At 61.7% G+C, this 17,547-nt stretch carries 16 protein-coding genes; 6 read left to right on the top strand and 10 right to left on the bottom strand.

The genetic code is table 11. From position 1 onward, the window contains the following. Positions 1 to 15: 15 nt before the first annotated feature. Positions 16 to 1,437 (bottom strand): Gfo/Idh/MocA family protein, encoded by a 1,422-nt coding sequence (locus tag AC1DD5_RS00335; protein WP_477520360.1) that lies wholly within the window; start codon positions 1,435 to 1,437, stop codon positions 16 to 18. A gap of 178 nt (positions 1,438 to 1,615) precedes the next feature. Between AC1DD5_RS00335 and AC1DD5_RS00330 the strand changes: the two genes are divergently transcribed. After that, positions 1,616 to 2,644, top strand: a complete 1,029-nt coding sequence (locus tag AC1DD5_RS00330; RefSeq protein WP_477520359.1) for a LacI family DNA-binding transcriptional regulator — start codon at positions 1,616 to 1,618, stop codon at positions 2,642 to 2,644. 70 nt (positions 2,645 to 2,714) lie between these two features. Here the strand turns inward: AC1DD5_RS00330 and AC1DD5_RS00325 are convergent, their stop codons facing one another. Then, a complete protein-coding gene (locus AC1DD5_RS00325; RefSeq protein ID WP_477520358.1) occupies positions 2,715 to 3,413 on the bottom strand; it encodes a FadR/GntR family transcriptional regulator in 699 nt (232 codons plus the stop codon). Between the two features lie 91 nt (positions 3,414 to 3,504). On the opposite strand from AC1DD5_RS00325, the gene AC1DD5_RS00320 reads away from it, so the two are divergent. After that, positions 3,505 to 4,836, top strand: coding sequence for an alpha-hydroxy acid oxidase (locus AC1DD5_RS00320; RefSeq protein ID WP_477520357.1), 1,332 nt, complete (start codon positions 3,505 to 3,507; stop codon positions 4,834 to 4,836). A gap of 80 nt (positions 4,837 to 4,916) precedes the next feature. Here AC1DD5_RS00320 and gdhA read toward each other — a convergent pair whose 3' ends face one another. Together gdhA and AC1DD5_RS00310 are read right to left on the bottom strand one after the other, a co-directional pair. Then, positions 4,917 to 6,254, bottom strand: a complete 1,338-nt coding sequence (gene gdhA / locus AC1DD5_RS00315) for an NADP-specific glutamate dehydrogenase (RefSeq protein WP_477520356.1) — start codon at positions 6,252 to 6,254, stop codon at positions 4,917 to 4,919. Positions 6,255 to 6,471: 217 nt separating this feature from the next. Next, complete coding sequence (locus tag AC1DD5_RS00310; RefSeq protein ID WP_477520355.1) at positions 6,472 to 7,035, bottom strand: ArsR/SmtB family transcription factor; 564 nt, start codon at positions 7,033 to 7,035, stop codon at positions 6,472 to 6,474. A gap of 155 nt (positions 7,036 to 7,190) precedes the next feature. Here AC1DD5_RS00310 and AC1DD5_RS00305 point away from each other — a divergent pair, with 155 nt between their 5' ends. Further along, the gene (locus tag AC1DD5_RS00305; protein ID WP_442003456.1) at positions 7,191 to 7,667 is read left to right on the top strand and encodes a hypothetical protein; all 477 of its coding nucleotides are present in this window, start codon (positions 7,191 to 7,193) and stop codon (positions 7,665 to 7,667) included. Positions 7,668 to 7,680: 13 nt separating this feature from the next. On the opposite strand, the gene AC1DD5_RS00300 is transcribed toward AC1DD5_RS00305, so the two are convergent. After that, complete coding sequence (locus AC1DD5_RS00300; protein ID WP_477520354.1) at positions 7,681 to 8,829, bottom strand: acetoin utilization protein AcuC; 1,149 nt, start codon at positions 8,827 to 8,829, stop codon at positions 7,681 to 7,683. Between AC1DD5_RS00300 and AC1DD5_RS00295 the strand changes: the two genes are divergently transcribed. From AC1DD5_RS00295 to AC1DD5_RS00285, 3 genes are read left to right on the top strand one after another with little or no spacing between them, the layout of a single operon-like run. Beyond that, on the top strand, positions 8,828 to 8,965 hold the full coding sequence (locus AC1DD5_RS00295; protein ID WP_442003454.1) for a hypothetical protein: 138 nt from the start codon (positions 8,828 to 8,830) through the stop codon (positions 8,963 to 8,965). The two genes, AC1DD5_RS00300 and AC1DD5_RS00295, sit on opposite strands and share 2 nt — an antisense overlap. A 44-nt stretch (positions 8,966 to 9,009) precedes the next feature. Further along, the gene (locus AC1DD5_RS00290; protein ID WP_442003453.1) at positions 9,010 to 10,443 is read left to right on the top strand and encodes a TrkH family potassium uptake protein; all 1,434 of its coding nucleotides are present in this window, start codon (positions 9,010 to 9,012) and stop codon (positions 10,441 to 10,443) included. Between the two features lie 40 nt (positions 10,444 to 10,483). Then, entirely contained in the window at positions 10,484 to 11,122 is a 639-nt protein-coding gene (locus AC1DD5_RS00285; RefSeq protein ID WP_377652913.1) for a potassium channel family protein, read from the top strand. Positions 11,123 to 11,135: 13 nt separating this feature from the next. Here the strand turns inward: AC1DD5_RS00285 and proC are convergent, their stop codons facing one another. From proC to topA, 5 genes are all read right to left on the bottom strand, one after another. Then, positions 11,136 to 11,966: a pyrroline-5-carboxylate reductase gene (gene proC, locus AC1DD5_RS00280; protein WP_442003452.1), complete on the bottom strand. Its 831-nt coding sequence runs from the start codon at positions 11,964 to 11,966 to the stop codon at positions 11,136 to 11,138. 239 nt (positions 11,967 to 12,205) lie between these two features. Further along, a complete protein-coding gene (locus tag AC1DD5_RS00275; protein WP_477520353.1) occupies positions 12,206 to 13,039 on the bottom strand; it encodes a sugar phosphate isomerase/epimerase family protein in 834 nt (277 codons plus the stop codon). Position 13,040: 1 nt separating this feature from the next. Further along, on the bottom strand, positions 13,041 to 14,177 hold the full coding sequence (locus AC1DD5_RS00270; protein ID WP_442003450.1) for a Ppx/GppA phosphatase family protein: 1,137 nt from the start codon (positions 14,175 to 14,177) through the stop codon (positions 13,041 to 13,043). 89 nt (positions 14,178 to 14,266) lie between these two features. Further along, positions 14,267 to 14,701, bottom strand: coding sequence for an SseB family protein (locus AC1DD5_RS00265; protein WP_224165298.1), 435 nt, complete (start codon positions 14,699 to 14,701; stop codon positions 14,267 to 14,269). Positions 14,702 to 14,776: 75 nt separating this feature from the next. Beyond that, on the bottom strand, positions 14,777 to 17,500 hold the full coding sequence (gene topA / locus AC1DD5_RS00260; RefSeq protein ID WP_442003449.1) for a type I DNA topoisomerase: 2,724 nt from the start codon (positions 17,498 to 17,500) through the stop codon (positions 14,777 to 14,779). Positions 17,501 to 17,547: the final 47 nt, after the last annotated feature.

Raw genomic sequence — 17,547 nt, 5'->3', positions numbered from 1 at the left:
GTAAGTGGCGTGCCGCTAGGCCTGGCCGCGGCTGAGATCGACGCCGAGGCCAAGCTCGCTGATGCGGACAGGGAGTTCAGTGTCCAGGGACTGGTTGCCGGCGATGCCGACTGAGACGGAACGGAGGCCATCGATGTACCCCGAGGGTCGACCCAAAGGGTCCACGCCGGGTCCATTGAAGAGGTCTGAGAGCAGCAGGTTGTCGCCGCCTCCGTGGCCTCCCTCGCCGTTGACGATCGGGACCTCGTAGGCCGCCTCCCAGTGGCGCTGGACCACCAGACGCTCCCCGTTTCGTCGAACGGCGTCCTCTTCCTCGACAGGCGTGGCACTGGGGTCCACCACGGTCTTCTTGTCAGTGCTGAATTGGACCGCTGCGCGCTCAACCACCTCGAGTTCGGCCCGGCCTTCCGTACCGTTGACGCTAACCCGGTAGCCTTCCCACGGGCTGTGGGCGTTCAGCGAGTAGCTCAACGTGGGGCCGCCCTGGTAGTCCACCACGAGGGCCAGGTTGTCCTCGATGGTGATGCCTTCAGTGAAGACGTCCTGGTCCCTGAGGTAGCCGTCGAACTTTTCATTGTCGTAGTACAGGGCTTTCAGGCGTTCGTCCTCGCGCATGTCCAGGCGGAACGGATCACGCGCCAGGCCATCAACTGTGCCGCGTTCGGGGCGGGCACCAAGACCGCGCTCGGCAGCATTCTTGTCGCCGTAGAAGCGGAGCCCACCGGAGGCGAAAACGCGCTCGGGGACATCATTGATCCACCAGTTGACGAGGTCGAAGTGGTGCGAGGCCTTGTGGATCAGCAGGCCACCGGAGTTCTTCTTCTCACGGTGCCAGCGGCGGAAATAATCCGCGCCGTGCACCGTGTCCAGCACCCACGTGAAGTCGATGGAGGTGACCTTGCCGATCACGCCGTTCTGGATGATCTCCTTCAGCGCGGTGTTGCGCGGCGAATAACGGTAATTGAACGTAACAACGACGTTCCGTTCGGTTTCCGCCACGGCAGCGGTAATGCGGCGGCAGCCCTCAACGTCAATGGTCAGGGGCTTTTCAACCACGACGTCGGCACCCGCCTCGAGTGCCTCGACGATGTAGTCCGCGTGGGTGTAGTCCGGCGTCGTGACGATGACGCGTTCGATGCCGTTGCCCTGGATGAACTCGGTCAGCTTGGCTGGCTCGAAGTATGCCACCGGCTCTGTCCCGCCGAGTTCCTTGATGAGTTCCTGGTAAAAATCCACGCGGCCCTGGTTCACGTCCGACAACGCGACGAGCTCAGCTACGTCAGCGTGCTGTCCATAGATCGCGCGAATGTACATTTCAGAACGGCCGCCGGTGCCGATAAGGGCCATGCGGGTCCGATGACGATCAGCGTTTCCGGTGGCGGATGCGGATGTGTCTGCCCCGGGTGAATGGGTCTCGGCGGTGTCGACGTTGACCATGGAAATGCCCCTTTCAAAAGGCAGAGTGAACCGCTTGACGGCCCGGCGTGAACTGGGAAGAATCATGAGAAAGCGTTTTCTCAGAGCGTTATAAGCTTTGTATCAAGACTCTGGCGGTTCCGTCAACCATTGCCCCAACGCAGGGGCAGCACGCGGACTGCCAACCGGAAGGGGCAACATGGCACGGAGGAACACCAATCGGCGGGTTGGCATAGCCGATGTCGCGGAGAAAGCAGGCGTCTCGCACGCCACAGTGTCCCGCGTCATGAACGGTAACGCCGCCGTGGATCCCGGCATCGCCGCCCGCGTCAGGGCTGCAGCGGCCGAACTCAAATATCAACCCAACCCCGTCGGACGAAGCCTGGCCTTGGGCAAGACCGACACCATCGGCATTGTTGTCCCGGACCTGGCCAACCCCACATTCCAGGCCATTCTCCGCGGACTAAGCATTGCGGCAGCCCAGGACGGGTACCGCGTTCTGATCGCAGATTCCTCCGAAGTAACCAGCGAGGAAGCAATCCTTGCCGGAGAAGCCCGCCGCCGCTGCGATGGTGTGGTGCTTTGCGCACCCCGTATGGGCGATGCCGAACTCGAAGAGCTCGCACCCACCCTGCATCCACTGGTTCTGATCAACCGCACCACGGTGGCAACCAACACTCCAAGTCTCAGCGTGGACTACGGCCAAGGCATCCAGGAACTGGCACAGCACCTGGTGACCCTGGGTCACCGGCGTCTGGCCTTCCTCTCCGGCCCGGAGCACAGCGCATCCAACCGCCAGCGCTTGGTGGGCCTGGAGCAATTCCGGAAGGAACACCCGGAAATTGAACTCCAAATGCTCCCCGGCGGATCCAACTTCGACTCCGGACATGAATCCACCGAGGCCATCATCGCCAGTGGTGCAACGGGCATCCTGGCCTTCAATGACCTCGTCGCCATGGGTTTGCTCAGCGGTCTCCACGAGCGGGGGGTGCGGGTTCCGGAGGACATCTCGGTAACGGGGTTCGATGACATCCCGTTCGCCAAGTACACCACTCCCCCGCTGACCACGGCCGCCGTTCCCATCAATGAACTTGGGAGCCTGGCCTGGCGGCGGATGCGGGAGCAGATCCAGCAAGCCGGAGAATCCACCACGCAAGCCCAGGATGAGTTCTCGCCGCGGATGGAAATCCGCAAGAGCACCGCGGCCCCGGCCTTGAAGCCCGCCTAGAAATGCAACGCGGGGTCACTTATGGCCCATCCAGAAGCCCAACATGGGCCACAAGTGACCCCGCGTTGTTCTATTCCCCGGCAGGCTGCGAGCCCACTCCGGCTTCCTTGTAGAAACCCTGGATGTGGGCGGCCACAAGGTCTGCTGCCCGGCCGCCGTCGTTCGCGTTGACGGCTGCCAATATCGCGTGGTGTTCCGCCCGAAGCCTGTCCGAGGTGGCCTTCCAGTCAGGCAGGTTTCCGGTGAGTTTCCCGGCGTAGTTTTCAATGGCGCCACGCAATGACGCCATCATGGCACTGACCACGGTGTTCCCGGCAGCCTGTGCCAGTGCCACGTGGAACCGGGCGTCAAGCGCCAGGAACGTCTCAATATCCGGGCTGTTGTCCATTTGCTCGAGCAAGGCCGCAGCCTCGTCGAGCGCGGGGGCACCAACCTTTGCCCGCGCAGCCGCCCAGGATTCGAGCAACACCCTCGTCTCCACGATGTCGGCCACGGGAAGGTGTCGCGTTGCCACGTGGAGGCGGAGCGTCGAGCCCAGTGCCGAGCCGGGCTCGGCGATCACTACCGTTCCCGCGTCCTTGCCCGAACCAACTCCCGCGCGCACCACACCCATTGCTTCAAGGATCCGCACAGCTTCCCGCACGGATGTCCTGGATACCTGCAGCTGCTCGGCCATGGCCCGTTCTCCGGGGAGGCGTCCGCCGAGGGCGAGGTCGCCGTCGGATAGTTGCTTTTCTATCCACTGCAGGACTAGTTCGTGGGTACGCATACGGGAATACTAGTTGATGTGGTCCAACCACATGGCTTAGAGTGTGGTTAGACCACAGTGGTAGGACCACAGAATTTCAAGGGAGAACCGCATGACCGACACCCTCGATCCGAAGATCACAGCCGCTCCGGCCAATGCCGGCAGCGACGAGAACGTCAGCCGGCCGCCGCAGCCGACCCCCGCCGTCGTGCAACCTCCGGCACTGAAGCGACGCATACCCAAAGTGTCCGATCTGGCCCCGCTGATGCAGTTCAAGAAGCCGGAATTCAGCAAGGCCGCCCGTCTCAAGCGCGCCAGCACCATCTGGGAGCTGCGCGAGATCGCCAAGCGTCGCACGCCACAAGCACCTTTCGACTACACGGACGGTGCCGCGGAGGAAGAAATCACACTGCGCCGCGCGCGCCAGGCGTTCCAGGACATCGAATTCCGCCCCGGGATCCTTCGTGATGTTTCCAGGATTGACCTTCGCACCGACATTTTGGGGAAGGAATCGCGCCTCCCCTTCGGCATCGCGCCCACCGGGTTCACCCGCATGATGCAGTCGGAGGGCGAATACGCTGGTTCGCAGGCCGCAGAAGCCGCGGGTATTCCCTACACGCTCTCAACCATGGGCACTGCTTCGATCGAGGACGTTGCTACAGCCGCTCCGAACGGCCGCAACTGGTTCCAGCTGTACCTGTGGACCGACCGCGACCGCTCACTGGAGTTGATCGAGCGCGCCGCCAAAGCAGGCAACGATACCCTTATGGTGACCGTGGACACCGCTGTAGCCGGGGCTCGGTTGAGGGATGTACGTAACGGCATGACCATCCCGCCGGCACTGACGCTCAAGACCGTCCTGGATGCGTCCTACCGACCCGCCTGGTGGTTCAACTTCCTGACCCATGAACCGCTGACCTTCGCGTCCCTGTCGCGCTACACCGGCACGGTGGCGGACCTGATCAACTCAATGTTCGACCCCACGCTGACCTACGAGGACCTGGACTGGTTGCGTGAAACCTGGAAGGGCAAGCTCGTGGTCAAGGGCATCCAGACTGTGGAGGATGCCCGTAAAGTGGTGGACCATGGCGCTGATGGCATCGTCCTGTCCAACCATGGCGGCCGCCAACTGGACCGCGCACCCATCCCGTTCCACCTGCTTCCCGAGGTTACTTCGGCGCTGAAGGCTGACAACAGCAAGGCTGCCGTCATGCTGGACACAGGCATCATGAGCGGCGCTGACATCGTGGCAGCTCTCGCCTTGGGGGCAGACTTTGCCTTGATCGGACGGGCTTACCTCTACGGACTCATGGCCGGCGGACGCGAAGGCGTGGACCGCACCATCCAGATCCTCGAGAAGGACATGACCCGGACCATGGCGCTGCTGGGCGTCAGCAAAGTCTCGGACCTGAACCCGGACCACGTGCGGCTGCTTCAGCACTAGCGACCCCATGTACGGGACAGCACCTGTCGCTATGAGCGTTCATAGCGACAGGTGCTGTCCCCCAGTTGGGTAAGGGTGCGCTAGATCAGGCCCTGCGCCAGCATGGCGTCGGCTACCTTGACGAAGCCGCCGATGTTGGCGCCCACCACGTAGTTACCAGGCGAACCATACTCTTCGGCGGTTGCTGCGCAGCGGTCGTGGATGCCCACCATGATCTCGGTAAGCCGCTGTTCCGTGTGCTCGAACGACCACGAATCACGGCTGGCGTTCTGCTGCATTTCCAGTGCGGACGTAGCAACACCTCCAGCGTTGGCGGCTTTGCCCGGCCCGAACAGAATGCCAGCCTCCTGAAACACTGACACGGCCGACCGTGTGGAGGGCATGTTGGCCCCCTCGGCCACAGCGATCAGGCCGTTGCTGACCAACTTGGCGGCAGCATCGCCGTCGAGCTCGTTCTGGGTGGCGCAAGGCAGCGCGACCGTACCGTTCACGTCCCACACCGAGCCACCCGCTACGTAGTTGGATCCGGGCCGTCGAAGCGCGTATTCCGTTAGCCGGGCGCGTTCCACTTCCTTGATGTCGCGCAAAAGCCCGACGTCGATCCCAGCCTCGTCCACGATGTAACCGGACGAGTCGGAACAGGCCACCACAGTTGCACCGAGCGACTGCGCTTTGGCAATCGCATTGATGGCTACATTTCCGGAACCGGACACCACAACACGTTGGCCGTCGAAGGAAGTGCCGCGGGTCTTGAGCATCTCCTGGGCAAAGATCACCGTGCCATAGCCCGTGGCTTCCGGCCGGACCAACGAGCCACCCCAGGAAATCCCTTTGCCGGTGAGGACCCCGGATTCGTAGCGGTTGGTGATGCGCTTGTACTGGCCGAAAAGGAAGCCGATCTCGCGTCCACCAACGCCGATGTCGCCAGCAGGGACGTCCGTGTACTCACCAATATGACGATAGAGCTCAGTCATAAACGACTGGCAGAACCGCATGATCTCGGCATCCGAGCGCCCGCGGGGATCGAAGTCGGAACCGCCTTTGCCACCACCGATCGGCATGCCTGTGAGGGCATTCTTGAAGATCTGCTCAAAGCCGAGAAACTTGACGATGCCAAGATAAACGGAGGGATGGAACCGCAGCCCACCTTTGTAGGGACCGAGCGCGGAGTTGAACTCCACCCGAAAACCGCGGTTTACGTGGACCCTGCCAGCGTCGTCGGTCCACGGTACGCGGAAGATGATCTGCCGCTCAGGTTCGCAAAGACGCTCCAGGACGGCACCTTCCAGAAATTCGGGGTGCCGATCGTGAACCGGCCCCAGGCTTTCGAAGACCTCGGTGACAGCCTGGTGGAACTCCTTCTCGCCTGGATTCCGCGCCAACACGGTGTCCCTGACAGCTTCGAGCCTCGAATCCATGCGTCTTCCTATCCCTCAGTGCGCCGGCCGGCGGCGAGACGATTCAGTCCCGCTCATGGTTGCACCGATGGACGTAGGATCTCCATCCGATGGGATTGTGACCTTCGGCCCGGAGTTAACACAACTGTAGAAAATCCGCGCAAACGCAAGGAAACCTGACCTTAATGAAACCTCACAAGGTGTCCAAGATCACGTTGGATTGCTTGGATATAGCGCACTAGCGCTTGCGACCGAACTTCGGGAGGTTCGGAAGGTTCGGGAGGTTAGCCAGCAGGTCCGCGGCTTTAGTGGCAGCGCGGCCAACAGTCCGGCCGATCTGCTGCGGGACGGTATCGTCCGATGCGAGTTCCAGCGAGACGGGCATCCCATCTGAGTGGACTTTCACGGCCTTGCTAACGGCGTCTGCACGAGTTTCGATGACATCCGGCACAGCGGGTTCCACAAGCGAAGCAACTTCAGCAGAAGCCACCGTTTGAGGGGCTGCTTCCACGGACTGTCCGACGGCGGCAGCAGCCGAGGGTCCGACGTCGAACGTTTCCAGCCACGTGGCTACGCCCGCCAGCGGTTTCGGGTTCAGCGCGTAGTAGCGCTTCTGCCCCTGGGCACGCATGCTGACGAGGTCAGCCTCGCGGAGCACCTTCAGATGCTTGGAGATAGTGGGCTGGCTTGCAGCCAGTTCTTCCACCAGTTCGCCTACAGCTTTATCCCCAGAGCGGAGTGAAACCAGGATGTCGCGCCTGGTTGCCTCAGCTATGACGGCAAATACGTCGTCAGTCACCATGCCTCCCACCCTAGCGACATATACGCCAAATGGCATCCCTGTTTCGTGCCGCGACTCCGCCGGATCGTTGACCCTATCAAGAGCCGATGCTAAAACGGACTCACGGTCCGTCCGGGCTCCCAGGCCCCGGCCGCCAAAAGCACGGGGTGCGGGCAATGACTGATTTCCTTCGGCGGCAAATCTTCAACATCATCGCCGGGGTGTTCCTTGCCGTATTCGTCTTCGTGTGGAGTGCCGTGCTCCTCCGGGTCGGCACCTGGGTTCCAACCGGTGGGTTGAGCGCCCCTGAGCTGAACGGAGCGTTGGTTACCGCGGCGGGAGTCCTCGCAACGTCCCTGAGTTCGCTTACGGCATCTGCACTCGGGTTCACTATCTCGGAGGTTAAGCGGGACAACACGAACGCTGGCGAATCCGGTCCCCTCGTCAGCCCGGCGGAGGTTGCCCTGCGTTTATCGGGACGGGTGATATTCGCGATCATGGTTTACATCACCATGGGCTTGCTGGTCCTGGTGCTATGGCTGTTCAAGGGCCAGGCGTCCACGGACCTCATCGGAGCCTTTGCGTTGTCCTTGCTGGGCTGGCTCGTGGGTGCGGCGGGCGTGGTCTTCCAGACGGAGAAGTCCGAGCCATAGCTGGTGAGTCCGGCTAATCGAACCAGGGATCCAACCCGTACAAAGGGAAGATCTCCTTGCGTGTGGCAATGACCGTGCGGTCCACCTCGTCCGCTGGGTCGTATCCAACTTCCCAAGAGCGCCACCAAACATCCACGTCATCGCTCATCGACTCCGGAGCCCATACGCCGTAAGTTTCCCTGACATAATTACGCCACGCTTCTGGCACAGGGGTGCTCAAGGGCACCGGCCGCTGTGTCACCATCCCGATCAGATGGCTCCAGGCACGGGGCACAACACCCGTAACGTCGTAGCCGCCCCCGCCTGTGGCGATCCAGCGGTTATCGCAGTATCTGGCGGCGAGGCTCGCCACGGCGCTGGCCGCCTCACGCTGCCCGTCCACGCTGAGGTTGAGGTGCGTCAATGGATCCAGGCGGTGCGAGTCGCAGCCATGCTGGCTGACAATCACCTCGGGATTGAAGGCGGCAACCAGCTGCGGTACCACCGCATGGAAGGCGCGAAGCCACGCGGCATCTCCGGTGAACGCCGGCAACGCGACGTTGACAACCGTGCCCTGCGCATCAGGGCCACCGGTTTCATTGGCAAAACCCGTTCCCGGAAAGAGGGTAAGACCGGACTCATGCAGGGAAATCGTCATGACGCGGGGGTCATTCCAAAAAATGCTTTGCGTTCCGTCGCCGTGGTGGGCGTCGACGTCGATGCTGACGACGCGCTGCACGCCGCCATCCAGCAGCCGTTGGATGGCAATCGCGACGTCGTTGTAGACGCAAAAACCGCTGGCGCGGTCACGTGCTGCATGGTGCATTCCGCCACTGAAATTCACGGCACGGACGGCGTTGCCGGACAGAATGGATTCCGCAGCGAGCAAAGAGCCACCGGCGAGCCGGGCGCTGGCCTCATGCATACCGGCGAACGCAGGATCATCCTCCGTCCCAAGACCCCGCCCTTCCTCCGGCAGGCCAGGATTCTCGCTCACCCGGCGGACAGCCTCCACATAGTCGGCGCTGTGCACCGAGCAAAGTTCGACGTCGGTGGCCAGCTCCGGCGCCTCCACCGCCACATGGCTGTGGTTGAAAAGACCAAGGGATTCCGCGAGCCTCGCCGTTAACTCCAGGCGCTGCGGGGCCATAGGATGGCTGGGACCAAAGTTGTAAGCAGTCATGGCTGGATCCCACACCACCGTCGTTGGCAGTGCGGATCGCGTAATGCTGGAAGCGGTTGTTCCAAGCCTGGAGTTCATCCAGAACAGGCTACCTGAGGCCGCGCTGCACTACCGCCCGGTTACGCCGCAGGAATAGTGGTTTACTACTCAGGAAAGCATGTTCAACCGAGGAAGAACCCCATGTCTCAAAGCCAGTCGCGCTCCGTGAGCCCGGCCAACTGGCAACCCGGCCAGCAGGAACGTGAAGGTCTGTGGATTTTCACGCGTGCGCGCGACTTCATCGACAACATCGCCAACACGTCCCCGGCCCGTCTGGCACTGGTCGCTTTCGCCTCGGTGATCCTGCTCTTCACAGGCTTGTTGTCTTTGCCATTTTCCTCGGCGTCGGGCGAACCTACTCCTCTTCACCAGGCCATGTTCACGGCAGTTTCCAGTGTCTGTGTTACGGGCCTGACCGTGGTTTCCACCGCCACCCACTGGTCCTTCCTCGGCCAGCTCATTATTTTGGTGGGCATCTTTGTGGGCGGCCTTGGCACCCTGACCCTGGCTTCACTATTGGCGCTCATGGTCAGCAAGCGGCTTGGTGTCCGCGGCAAGCTCATCGCCCAGGAAGCCATGAACAACGCCGGCAGGCTTGGTGAAGTGGGTACGCTGCTCCGCATCGTCATCGTGACCTCCGTGGTGATCGAAGGCGCGCTTGCCCTTGCGCTGATCCCCCGCTTCATGCTCCTCGGAGAGCCCTTCTGGCAGTCGGTTTGGCACGGAGTCTTCTACTCGATCTCGTCCTTCAACAATGCCGGATTTACGCCGCACTCGGACGGCATCGTCCCCTACGAGACCGACCTCTGGATCCTCGTACCACTCATGCTGGGCGTGTTCCTCGGCAGCCTCGGCTTCCCCGTAGTGATGGTCCTCCAACAGAACGGCCTGAACTGGAAGAAGTGGAACCTCCACACCAAGATCACCATCCAGGTGTCCTTCATCCTGCTGCTCGCCGGCACAGTCCTGTGGGCGCTCATGGAATGGGACAACGTGCGGACCATCGCGCACATGGACCTGGGCGACAAGCTCATCCATTCCCTCTTTGCTTCCGTGATGACGCGCTCAGGCGGATTCAACCTGGTGGACCAAAACCACATGGAATCCACCACCATGCTCCTCACCGATGCCCTCATGTTTGCCGGCGGCGGCTCGGCGTCCACGGCCGGCGGCATCAAGGTGACCACCATCGCCGTCATGTTCCTCGCCATCGTCGCCGAGGCCCGTGGCGATGCCGACGTGAAGGTCTACGGCCGCACGATTCCCCAAGGCACCATGCGGGTGGCGATTTCCGTGATCGTTGCCGGTGCCACCCTTGTCTCGGTCGCGGCATTCCTGCTGCTCTCCATCAGCGGCGCAACACTGGACAGAGTGCTCTTTGAAACCATCTCCGCCTTTGCCACCGTGGGACTGAGCACCAACCTCAGCGCCGAGCTGCCGCCGTCGGGCGTTTACGTCCTGACCGTACTCATGTTCGCAGGCCGTGTGGGCACCGTAACCCTCGCTGCCGGCCTGGCCTTGCGCCAGCGCAGCCAGCTGTACCACTACCCGGAAGAGAGGCCAATCATTGGCTAGTACCACAGGGGCGCCCAACCGTCCCGCCCACAACGCACCAGTGCTGGTCATTGGCCTTGGCCGGTTCGGGTCGGCCACAGCCGAGCAATTGGTCAAGCAAGGCCGGGAAGTCCTGGCGATTGAACGTGACCGCACCCTGGTCCAGAAATGGGCGCCCGTGCTCACCCACGTGGTGGAGGCCGACGCCACCAACATCGATGCCCTGCGCCAGCTGGGGGCCCAGGAGTTCAGCTCCGCCGTGGTAGGCGTGGGCACGTCCATCGAGTCCTCGGTACTCATCACCGTGAACCTGGTGGACCTGGGCATCCAACACCTCTGGGTCAAAGCGATCACCCCATCCCACGGCAAGATCCTCAGCCGGATCGGCGCAAACCACGTGATCTACCCGGAAGCCGACGCCGGCGTCCGTGCCGCGCACCTGGTCTCAGGGCGCATGCTGGACTTCATCGAGTTCGACGACGACTACGCGATCGTCAAGATGTATCCGCCCAAGGAGACCGTGGGCTTCACCCTGGAAGAATCCAAGGTGCGCTCCAAATACGGCGTGACGATCGTCGGCGTGAAGACTCCCGGCGAGGACTTCACGTATGCGCGGCCGGAAACCAAGGTGTCCGGCCACGACATGTTGATCGTGTCCGGACACGTCGACCTCCTGGAGCGCTTCGCAGCGCGACCGTAGGTGCGGTTGGGGATCAGCCCAGCTGCTTGGTGATCTCCGCCGCCCGGGTAGCAGCTGCACGGGCTCCTTCGGCAATGATCCTGGGGATCCCGCCGTCGTCGAATGCTGCGATAGCCCGCTCGGTGGTTCCGTTGGGGCTGGTTACGGCAACTCGAAGTGCGGTGGGGTCCGCACCCGGTTCCGCCAGCATGAAACCGGCGCCCGCCACCGTTTCGCGGGCCAGCATGACCGACAGTTCGGCGTCCAACCCCAGCTCAACACCCGCAGCGGCCATGGCCTCAGCCAAATAGAACGCGTAGGCCGGGCCGGATCCACTGATGGCGGACAAAGCGTCCACTTGTTCCTCGGGCACCTCCACGACTTTGCCGGCACCTGCCAGCGCTGCCTTCACCTTCTCCAGCTGTTCGGGCGTGCAGTGCGTTCCGGGCGAGACAGATACGACGCCGCGCCCCAGCTTTGCGGGTGTGTTCGGCATGGTGCGGATCACCGGCTGCCCCTCTGGAAGGGCGGCCTCAAGCTGTGCGATGGAGACCGCAGCTGCCACGCTTACAACAACGGTGTCCTTCGCGAGTGCCGGGCTGATTTCCCGTGCAAGGTCTGTAATGCCAATTGGTTTGACGCCAAGGATGACTATGCCGGAACCTTTGCTTGCAAGCTTGTTGTTGTCCGGCTCTTCCTCGCCGGCGATCGCCATAACGCCGTACCGCTGCGCAAGCTCTTCTGCACGCTCGGCACGTCGGACAGTGGCGACGACATCAGATGGGTCAGTTCCGGCGGCAAGGAGACCGGCCAGAATTGCCTCGTTCATGGATCCACAGCCAAGGAATGCGATTCGGTTGCTCATTGCACCATCATGGCAGTTTGCCCATGGAGGGGTCGAACGCTGTCCGGATTCCCAGCTTGTTCCCAAGAATATTGCAGGCAGCACCCAACCTTGGTCCGTAACTTAGTAGTTACCTCATTGAGGGTGCGAGTGATGAGGCGGGCATGGGGATGTCCGCCAACAGCACCGGTGGCCGGGGCGGGTTTTCCCCCATTTCCCGATTCGGCCGCCGGTGCTTTCGCTTTTAATTGCGCTGGCTACTAATTATCGTGTGAGCGCACCAGCGGGATGCTGAGGTGCTGCCGCGCGAAACGAAGCGTCTCCGCCAACATTTCTTCGCGCTCGCCCGCCACTTTGGCCTTGCGGGTTGAAATCTCCGCCACTACAACACCATTGAAGCCGTTGGACGCAAGGTGTTGCAGGGCATCGGCACACTGCTGTGTCCCTGTGCCCGGCACCAAGTGCTCGTCTTTTCCCGAACCCGAACCGTCCGTGAGGTGAACGTGGCGGAGCTTGCTGCCCAGTGCTTGGATTGCTTCCAAACTGTTCGCCCCCGCAGTTGCAGCATGCGAGAAGTCCCAGGTGACGTCGTCGTAATCCTGTCCCAACGGATCCCAGTGCGGAAGGTAGGCAACAGCCTCCCGTCCGCGGACGCGCCACGGGTACATGTTCTCCACCGCGATGTGCACTTGGTACATCGCCGCGATCTCCCGAACACCCGCGGCGAAGTTCTCGGCATAGTTCGACTGCCAGCGGAATGGCGGATGGACCACCACGGTGTCGCAGCCAACTTCCCTGGCCATCTGGCACGACTTCTCGATCTTGTTCCATGCAGCTCCCCAGACTTGCTGGGTGAGCAGCAAAGTGGGCGCGTGAATAGAGACAATCTCTTGGTGGTAGCGATGGCTCAGCTGGATGAGGGCGTCAGGATTCTGGCTCACGGCGTTGTTGGTGACCATGACCTCAACGCCTTCATAGCCAAGGTCCTGGGCAACCGCGAAAGCATCATGGACGCTCAGCGGATAAACGGACGCACTGGACAGCGCCACCGGGATGTGGCGGTTATTTGCAAAGGGCTCGACGTCGGTACTCATCTCAGGAAGCCAGCCCGCCTGCAGCAGGTGCCGGGATTGGTGCAGGGGCAGGGTTGTTCACCGGCACTGTGTTCAGCGGCACCGGGAACTCCTCAAAGCTGGGCTGGGGCTCGTCGTTGTCCGTCGTCTTGTCGCCTTCCTTGACTGCTTTTTTCTTGGACTTGTCCTTCTTGCGCTTCCCGACGTGTGGGGCGGGATCCACTGCGTCCTCGAAGACCAACTGGTCCAGGCGGCGAAGGATCAGCCCTTCACGCAGAGCCCACGGACAAATTTCCATTTTAGGGAATTCGAAGAGTTCCAACGCGGCTTCTGCAACCAGAGCCCCGGCCAGCAACTGGCGGGCGCGCGCATCTGAAACGCCGGGGAGGTACAACCGGTCCTCAACCTTCATGGCGGATATGCGCTGGGCCCACAAGCCAAGATCGGCGGCGTGGAGTTCCCGTTTTACATAAGGACCGGCTCCGCTGGGGGCAGCACCGGCGATCCGGGCAAGGGAGCGGAACGTCTTGGAGGTCCCTGCCACCAGGTTGGCGCGGCCGAGCTCGTGAAAGTTGCGGACAACAGGTTTGAGGGTAGAGCGGATGTACCGCCTCAACTCCTTGACGCTCTTCGCGCTGGGTGGATCTTCGTGGAGCCAATCCCGCGTCAGCCTGCTGGCTCCCAAGGGAACGGATGTAGCGAATTCCGGGAGTTCGTCCGTGCCATACGCCATTTCGAAGGATCCACCGCCAATGTCCAGATCCAGAATCGGGCCGGCGCCCCAGCCGTACCAACGACGAACGGCAAAGAAGGTCATCGACGCTTCTTCGCTGCCAGTGAGCTCCTGTAGCGTCACCGTGGTCTCGTGTTTGACCCGGGCCAGGACCTCGGCTCCGTTGGTTGCCTCACGGATCGCCGAGGTACAAAACGCGAGCAAATCCTCAGCCTTGTGGCGGGCTGCGAATTCCCACGCCTCCAGGACGAACTCAATCAGCTCAGTCTGTCCGGCATCGTTGATGTTGCCATCACCGTCGAGGTATTGCACCAGGGAAAGTGGCCGTTTGTGGGAGGCAAAAGCCACTGGGCGGGCGCCGGGATGGGCATCCACGAGCAGCAGGTGGACGGTGTTTGAACCGATATCGAGAACGCCAAGACGCATTCTGCCATTATTCACCGATTCGAAGCCGGGGAAGCAACTTGGCGTCCACGTTTCGCTGGCAGGCGGACGTCCCGTGCCCAGGATGCCAGCTATTCCGTTGGCTCCCCTGCTTCGTCTGCCCGTTTGAAGTCGCGGCGGATGTTGGCGATCCCTTCAGGATCGATTTCGAAGCCATATTCGCTTCCGGGGTTAATGACCATGCCCAGTTCGTCGCCGATGTTGCCAAGGATCGCTGAACCCATGGTCCCCAGAATGTGCGGAGCGGCTTCCAGGAAACGCTCGTCCACGCGGCTCGGGTGGCTGAACACCGCCAGAACGGGCTGTCCGTCGGCGTTCGAAAGGACCAATGGCTCCACTGCAGAATCCGGTCCATCCACTGCTTCGGAACTGATGAGATAGACCTCGTTGTTCAGGAAAGCAAGGATGACGTCCACCGGGTTGGCGTCCGGCTGTTCAGCCAAGGCGAGCTTCGCTTCGAGGTCGTTCAGGGGTCCGTTGTCCGGTGAAGCCGTCTGTTCAGTCATGCTTCTACTCGACCACGATGCCGTCCGGGACGCAATTCGCTTGCTTCCCGGACGGCATCCTGTCTTGCTGCTGCTTTACTTTTTGGCTGTTGCCTTCTTGGCTGGCGCCTTGCGGGTAGTGGTCCGCTTGACGGGGCCCTTGGCCCGCTTCTCGGCGAGAAGTTCGACGGCGCGTTCCCGGGTCAGTTCCTCAAGGGAGGTTGAGCGCGGGACCGTGATGTTCGTGACGCCATCAGTGATATACGGACCGAAACGGCCCTCCTTCACGACGATGTTCTTCTCCGACACGGGGTCCGGGCCAAACTCGGCCAGTGGGGGCACGGCGGCCCGGGCACCACGCTGCTTGGGCTGGGAGTAGATCTCCAAGGCCTGTTCCAGGGTGATAGTGAAGATTTCTTCTTCGGATCCGATGGAACGGGAGTCCGTACCCTTCTTCAGGTAAGGTCCGAACCGTCCGTTCTGGACGGTGATGACATTTCCTTCAGCGTCCTCGCCAAGCACCCGTGGCAGGCTCATGAGCTGCAGGGCCTCATCCAGGGTGACGCTGTCCACGGTCATGGACTTGAACAGCGAACCTGTGCGTGGCTTGGCTTTCACAGGCTTCTTTGGAGGCTTGGGCTTGCCGTTCTTGTAGTACTCAACAGGCTGGTTTGCCAGTTGTTCCTCGGTCATCTCGGGGATGATCTCGGTGACATAGGCGCCGTAACGGCCGTTCTTGGCAACCACGGTATGGCCGGTGTGTGGATCGGTTCCCAGGACACGTTCCTCGGGAGCAGCAGTTTCCATGAGCTCGATTGCCTTGGCGGCTGTCAACTCATCCGGTGCGAGTTCCTCCGGGACGTTGGCCCGCGCGGACTCCACCACTTCACCGGTCTTCTCATCAACGGTGGGGATGCTGCTTTCCAGGTACGGTCCGAACTTACCCACACGCAGGGTGATGCCCTCGGCTATGGGGACGGAGTTGATCTCCCGGGCGTCAATTTCGCCGAGGTTGTTCACGATGCTCAACAGCCCGGGATCAGCGTCTTCACCATAGTAGAAGTGCTTCAGCCATGCTGCGCCCACGGCTTGGCCGTTGGCGATCTTGTCCAGATCGCCTTCCATGTCGGCGGTGAACTCGTAGTCGACATAATCCGTGAAGTGCTGCTCAAGCAAACGAATCACCGAGAAAGCGATCCAGCTGGGAACCAAGGCAGAACCTTGTTTGCGGACATAACCGCGATCCTGGATGGTGGAAATCGTGGAGGCATACGTCGATGGACGGCCGATGCCCTTCTTTTCCAGCTCAGCAGTCAGCGACGCTTCCGTGTACCGCGGAGGCGGTGAAGTCTCGTGCCCCACGGCCACGATGTCCGAGGCCGTCAGGGAGTCATCCTTGGCCACGTTGGGGAGGCGGCGCGCTTCATCGGAGTCGTCATCTCCGCGGCTCTCATCCTTGCCCTCCTCATAAGCGGCGAGGAAGCCGGGGAAGGTGATGACGGTACCTGAGGCCGAGAATTCAGCGTCGCGTCCGTCGGCTGCTACTGCACCGAGGCGGATGGTGGCTGTGGAGCCCTTGGCGTCGGCCATCTGGGATGCGACCGTGCGCTTCCAGATGAGCTCGTACAACCGGAATTCGTCGCCGCTGAGCTGCTTGGCCACCTGGGCGGGAGTGCGGAACGAGTCACCTGCGGGGCGGATGGCCTCGTGGGCCTCTTGCGCATTTGCAGCTTTGTTGGCGTATACGCGTGGGCTTTGGGGCACGTACTCGGGGCCGTAGAGCTCCGCGGCCTGGCGGCGGGCTGCTGTGACAGCTTCATCGCTCAAGGCAGAGGAGTCTGTACGCATATAAGTGATGTAGCCGTTTTCGTACAGGCGCTGGGCGACCTGCATGGTGCTCTTCGAGGAGAACCTGAGCTTACGGCCCGCTTCCTGCTGCAGCGTGGAGGTGGTGAACGGTGCGGCAGGGCGACGGGTGTACGGCTTGGTATCTACAGAGCGAACGCGGAAATCGGCGTTCTGCAGACCTGCGGCCAAGGACGTTGCGAGTTCCTCGTTGAGGTGCACCACGTTGGAGGATGTGAGCTGGCCATTGTCGTTAAAGTCACGACCACTGGCCACCTTGGAACCGTCCACCGCGGCAAGCTTTGCCTTGAAGGATCCCGAGTCGGCTCCGAACTGTCCGGTCAGGTCCCAGTAGGAAGCGGCCCGGAAAGCCATACGTTCGCGTTCGCGGTCAACCACCATGCGGGTAACCACGGACTGCACACGTCCCGCGGAGAGTCCCCTGGCAACCTTGCGCCACAGAACCGGGGAGATTTCGTAGCCGTAGAGCCGGTCCAGGATACGCCGGGTCTCCTGGGCATCAACCAGGGCGGTATCGACGTCCCGCAGGTTATCCATGGCACGGTGAATCGCCTCCTTGGTGATTTCACCGAAAGTCATGCGATACACGGGAACTTTGGGTTTCAGGACCTCAAGCAGGTGCCACGCGATGGCTTCGCCCTCGCGGTCCCCATCGGTTGCGAGATATAGCGCGTCAGCGTCTTTCAGCTGGGCCTTGAGCTCGGCGACCTTCTTCTTCTTGTCCGGCGATACGACGTAGTACGGCTTGAAGTCGTTTTCGATGTCGACGGCGAACTTACCCAGCGAGGTCTTCTTCAGTTCTGCAGGGAGGTCCGATGGCTGCGGGAGATCCCGGATATGGCCGATGGAAGCCTCGACGATGAAGCCCTCGCCAAGATACTTGGCGATGGTCTTGCTCTTGGCCGGAGACTCCACGATCACGAGTTTCTTGCCGGTTTTTGCCTTGCTGGGCACGGTGCTCCTACAGAAAAAATGTGTAATTGGGCTGGTGCCCATATTGG

Source organism: Paenarthrobacter sp. 10L420 (genome assembly GCF_056395385.1).
The sequence above is the reverse complement of the archived record's forward strand: the minus strand, read 5'-3'. Positions and strand labels throughout refer to the sequence as shown.

Coding starts and splice junctions, on each gene's coding strand:
- AC1DD5_RS00330 (WP_477520359.1), top strand. CDS start 1,616: ATGGCACGGAGGAACACCAATCGGCGGGTTGGCATAGCCGATGTCGCG.
- AC1DD5_RS00325 (WP_477520358.1), bottom strand. CDS start 3,413: ATGCGTACCCACGAACTAGTCCTGCAGTGGATAGAAAAGCAACTATCC.
- AC1DD5_RS00290 (WP_442003453.1), top strand. CDS start 9,010: ATGTCTCAAAGCCAGTCGCGCTCCGTGAGCCCGGCCAACTGGCAACCC.
- AC1DD5_RS00320 (WP_477520357.1), top strand. CDS start 3,505: ATGACCGACACCCTCGATCCGAAGATCACAGCCGCTCCGGCCAATGCC.
- gdhA (WP_477520356.1), bottom strand. CDS start 6,254: ATGGATTCGAGGCTCGAAGCTGTCAGGGACACCGTGTTGGCGCGGAAT.
- AC1DD5_RS00335 (WP_477520360.1), bottom strand. CDS start 1,437: ATGGTCAACGTCGACACCGCCGAGACCCATTCACCCGGGGCAGACACA.
- AC1DD5_RS00270 (WP_442003450.1), bottom strand. CDS start 14,177: ATGCGTCTTGGCGTTCTCGATATCGGTTCAAACACCGTCCACCTGCTG.
- AC1DD5_RS00265 (WP_224165298.1), bottom strand. CDS start 14,701: ATGACTGAACAGACGGCTTCACCGGACAACGGACCCCTGAACGACCTC.
- AC1DD5_RS00300 (WP_477520354.1), bottom strand. CDS start 8,829: ATGACTGCTTACAACTTTGGTCCCAGCCATCCTATGGCCCCGCAGCGC.
- AC1DD5_RS00305 (WP_442003456.1), top strand. CDS start 7,191: ATGACTGATTTCCTTCGGCGGCAAATCTTCAACATCATCGCCGGGGTG.
- AC1DD5_RS00275 (WP_477520353.1), bottom strand. CDS start 13,039: ATGAGTACCGACGTCGAGCCCTTTGCAAATAACCGCCACATCCCGGTG.
- proC (WP_442003452.1), bottom strand. CDS start 11,966: ATGAGCAACCGAATCGCATTCCTTGGCTGTGGATCCATGAACGAGGCA.
- AC1DD5_RS00295 (WP_442003454.1), top strand. CDS start 8,828: ATGGCTGGATCCCACACCACCGTCGTTGGCAGTGCGGATCGCGTAATG.
- AC1DD5_RS00310 (WP_477520355.1), bottom strand. CDS start 7,035: ATGGTGACTGACGACGTATTTGCCGTCATAGCTGAGGCAACCAGGCGC.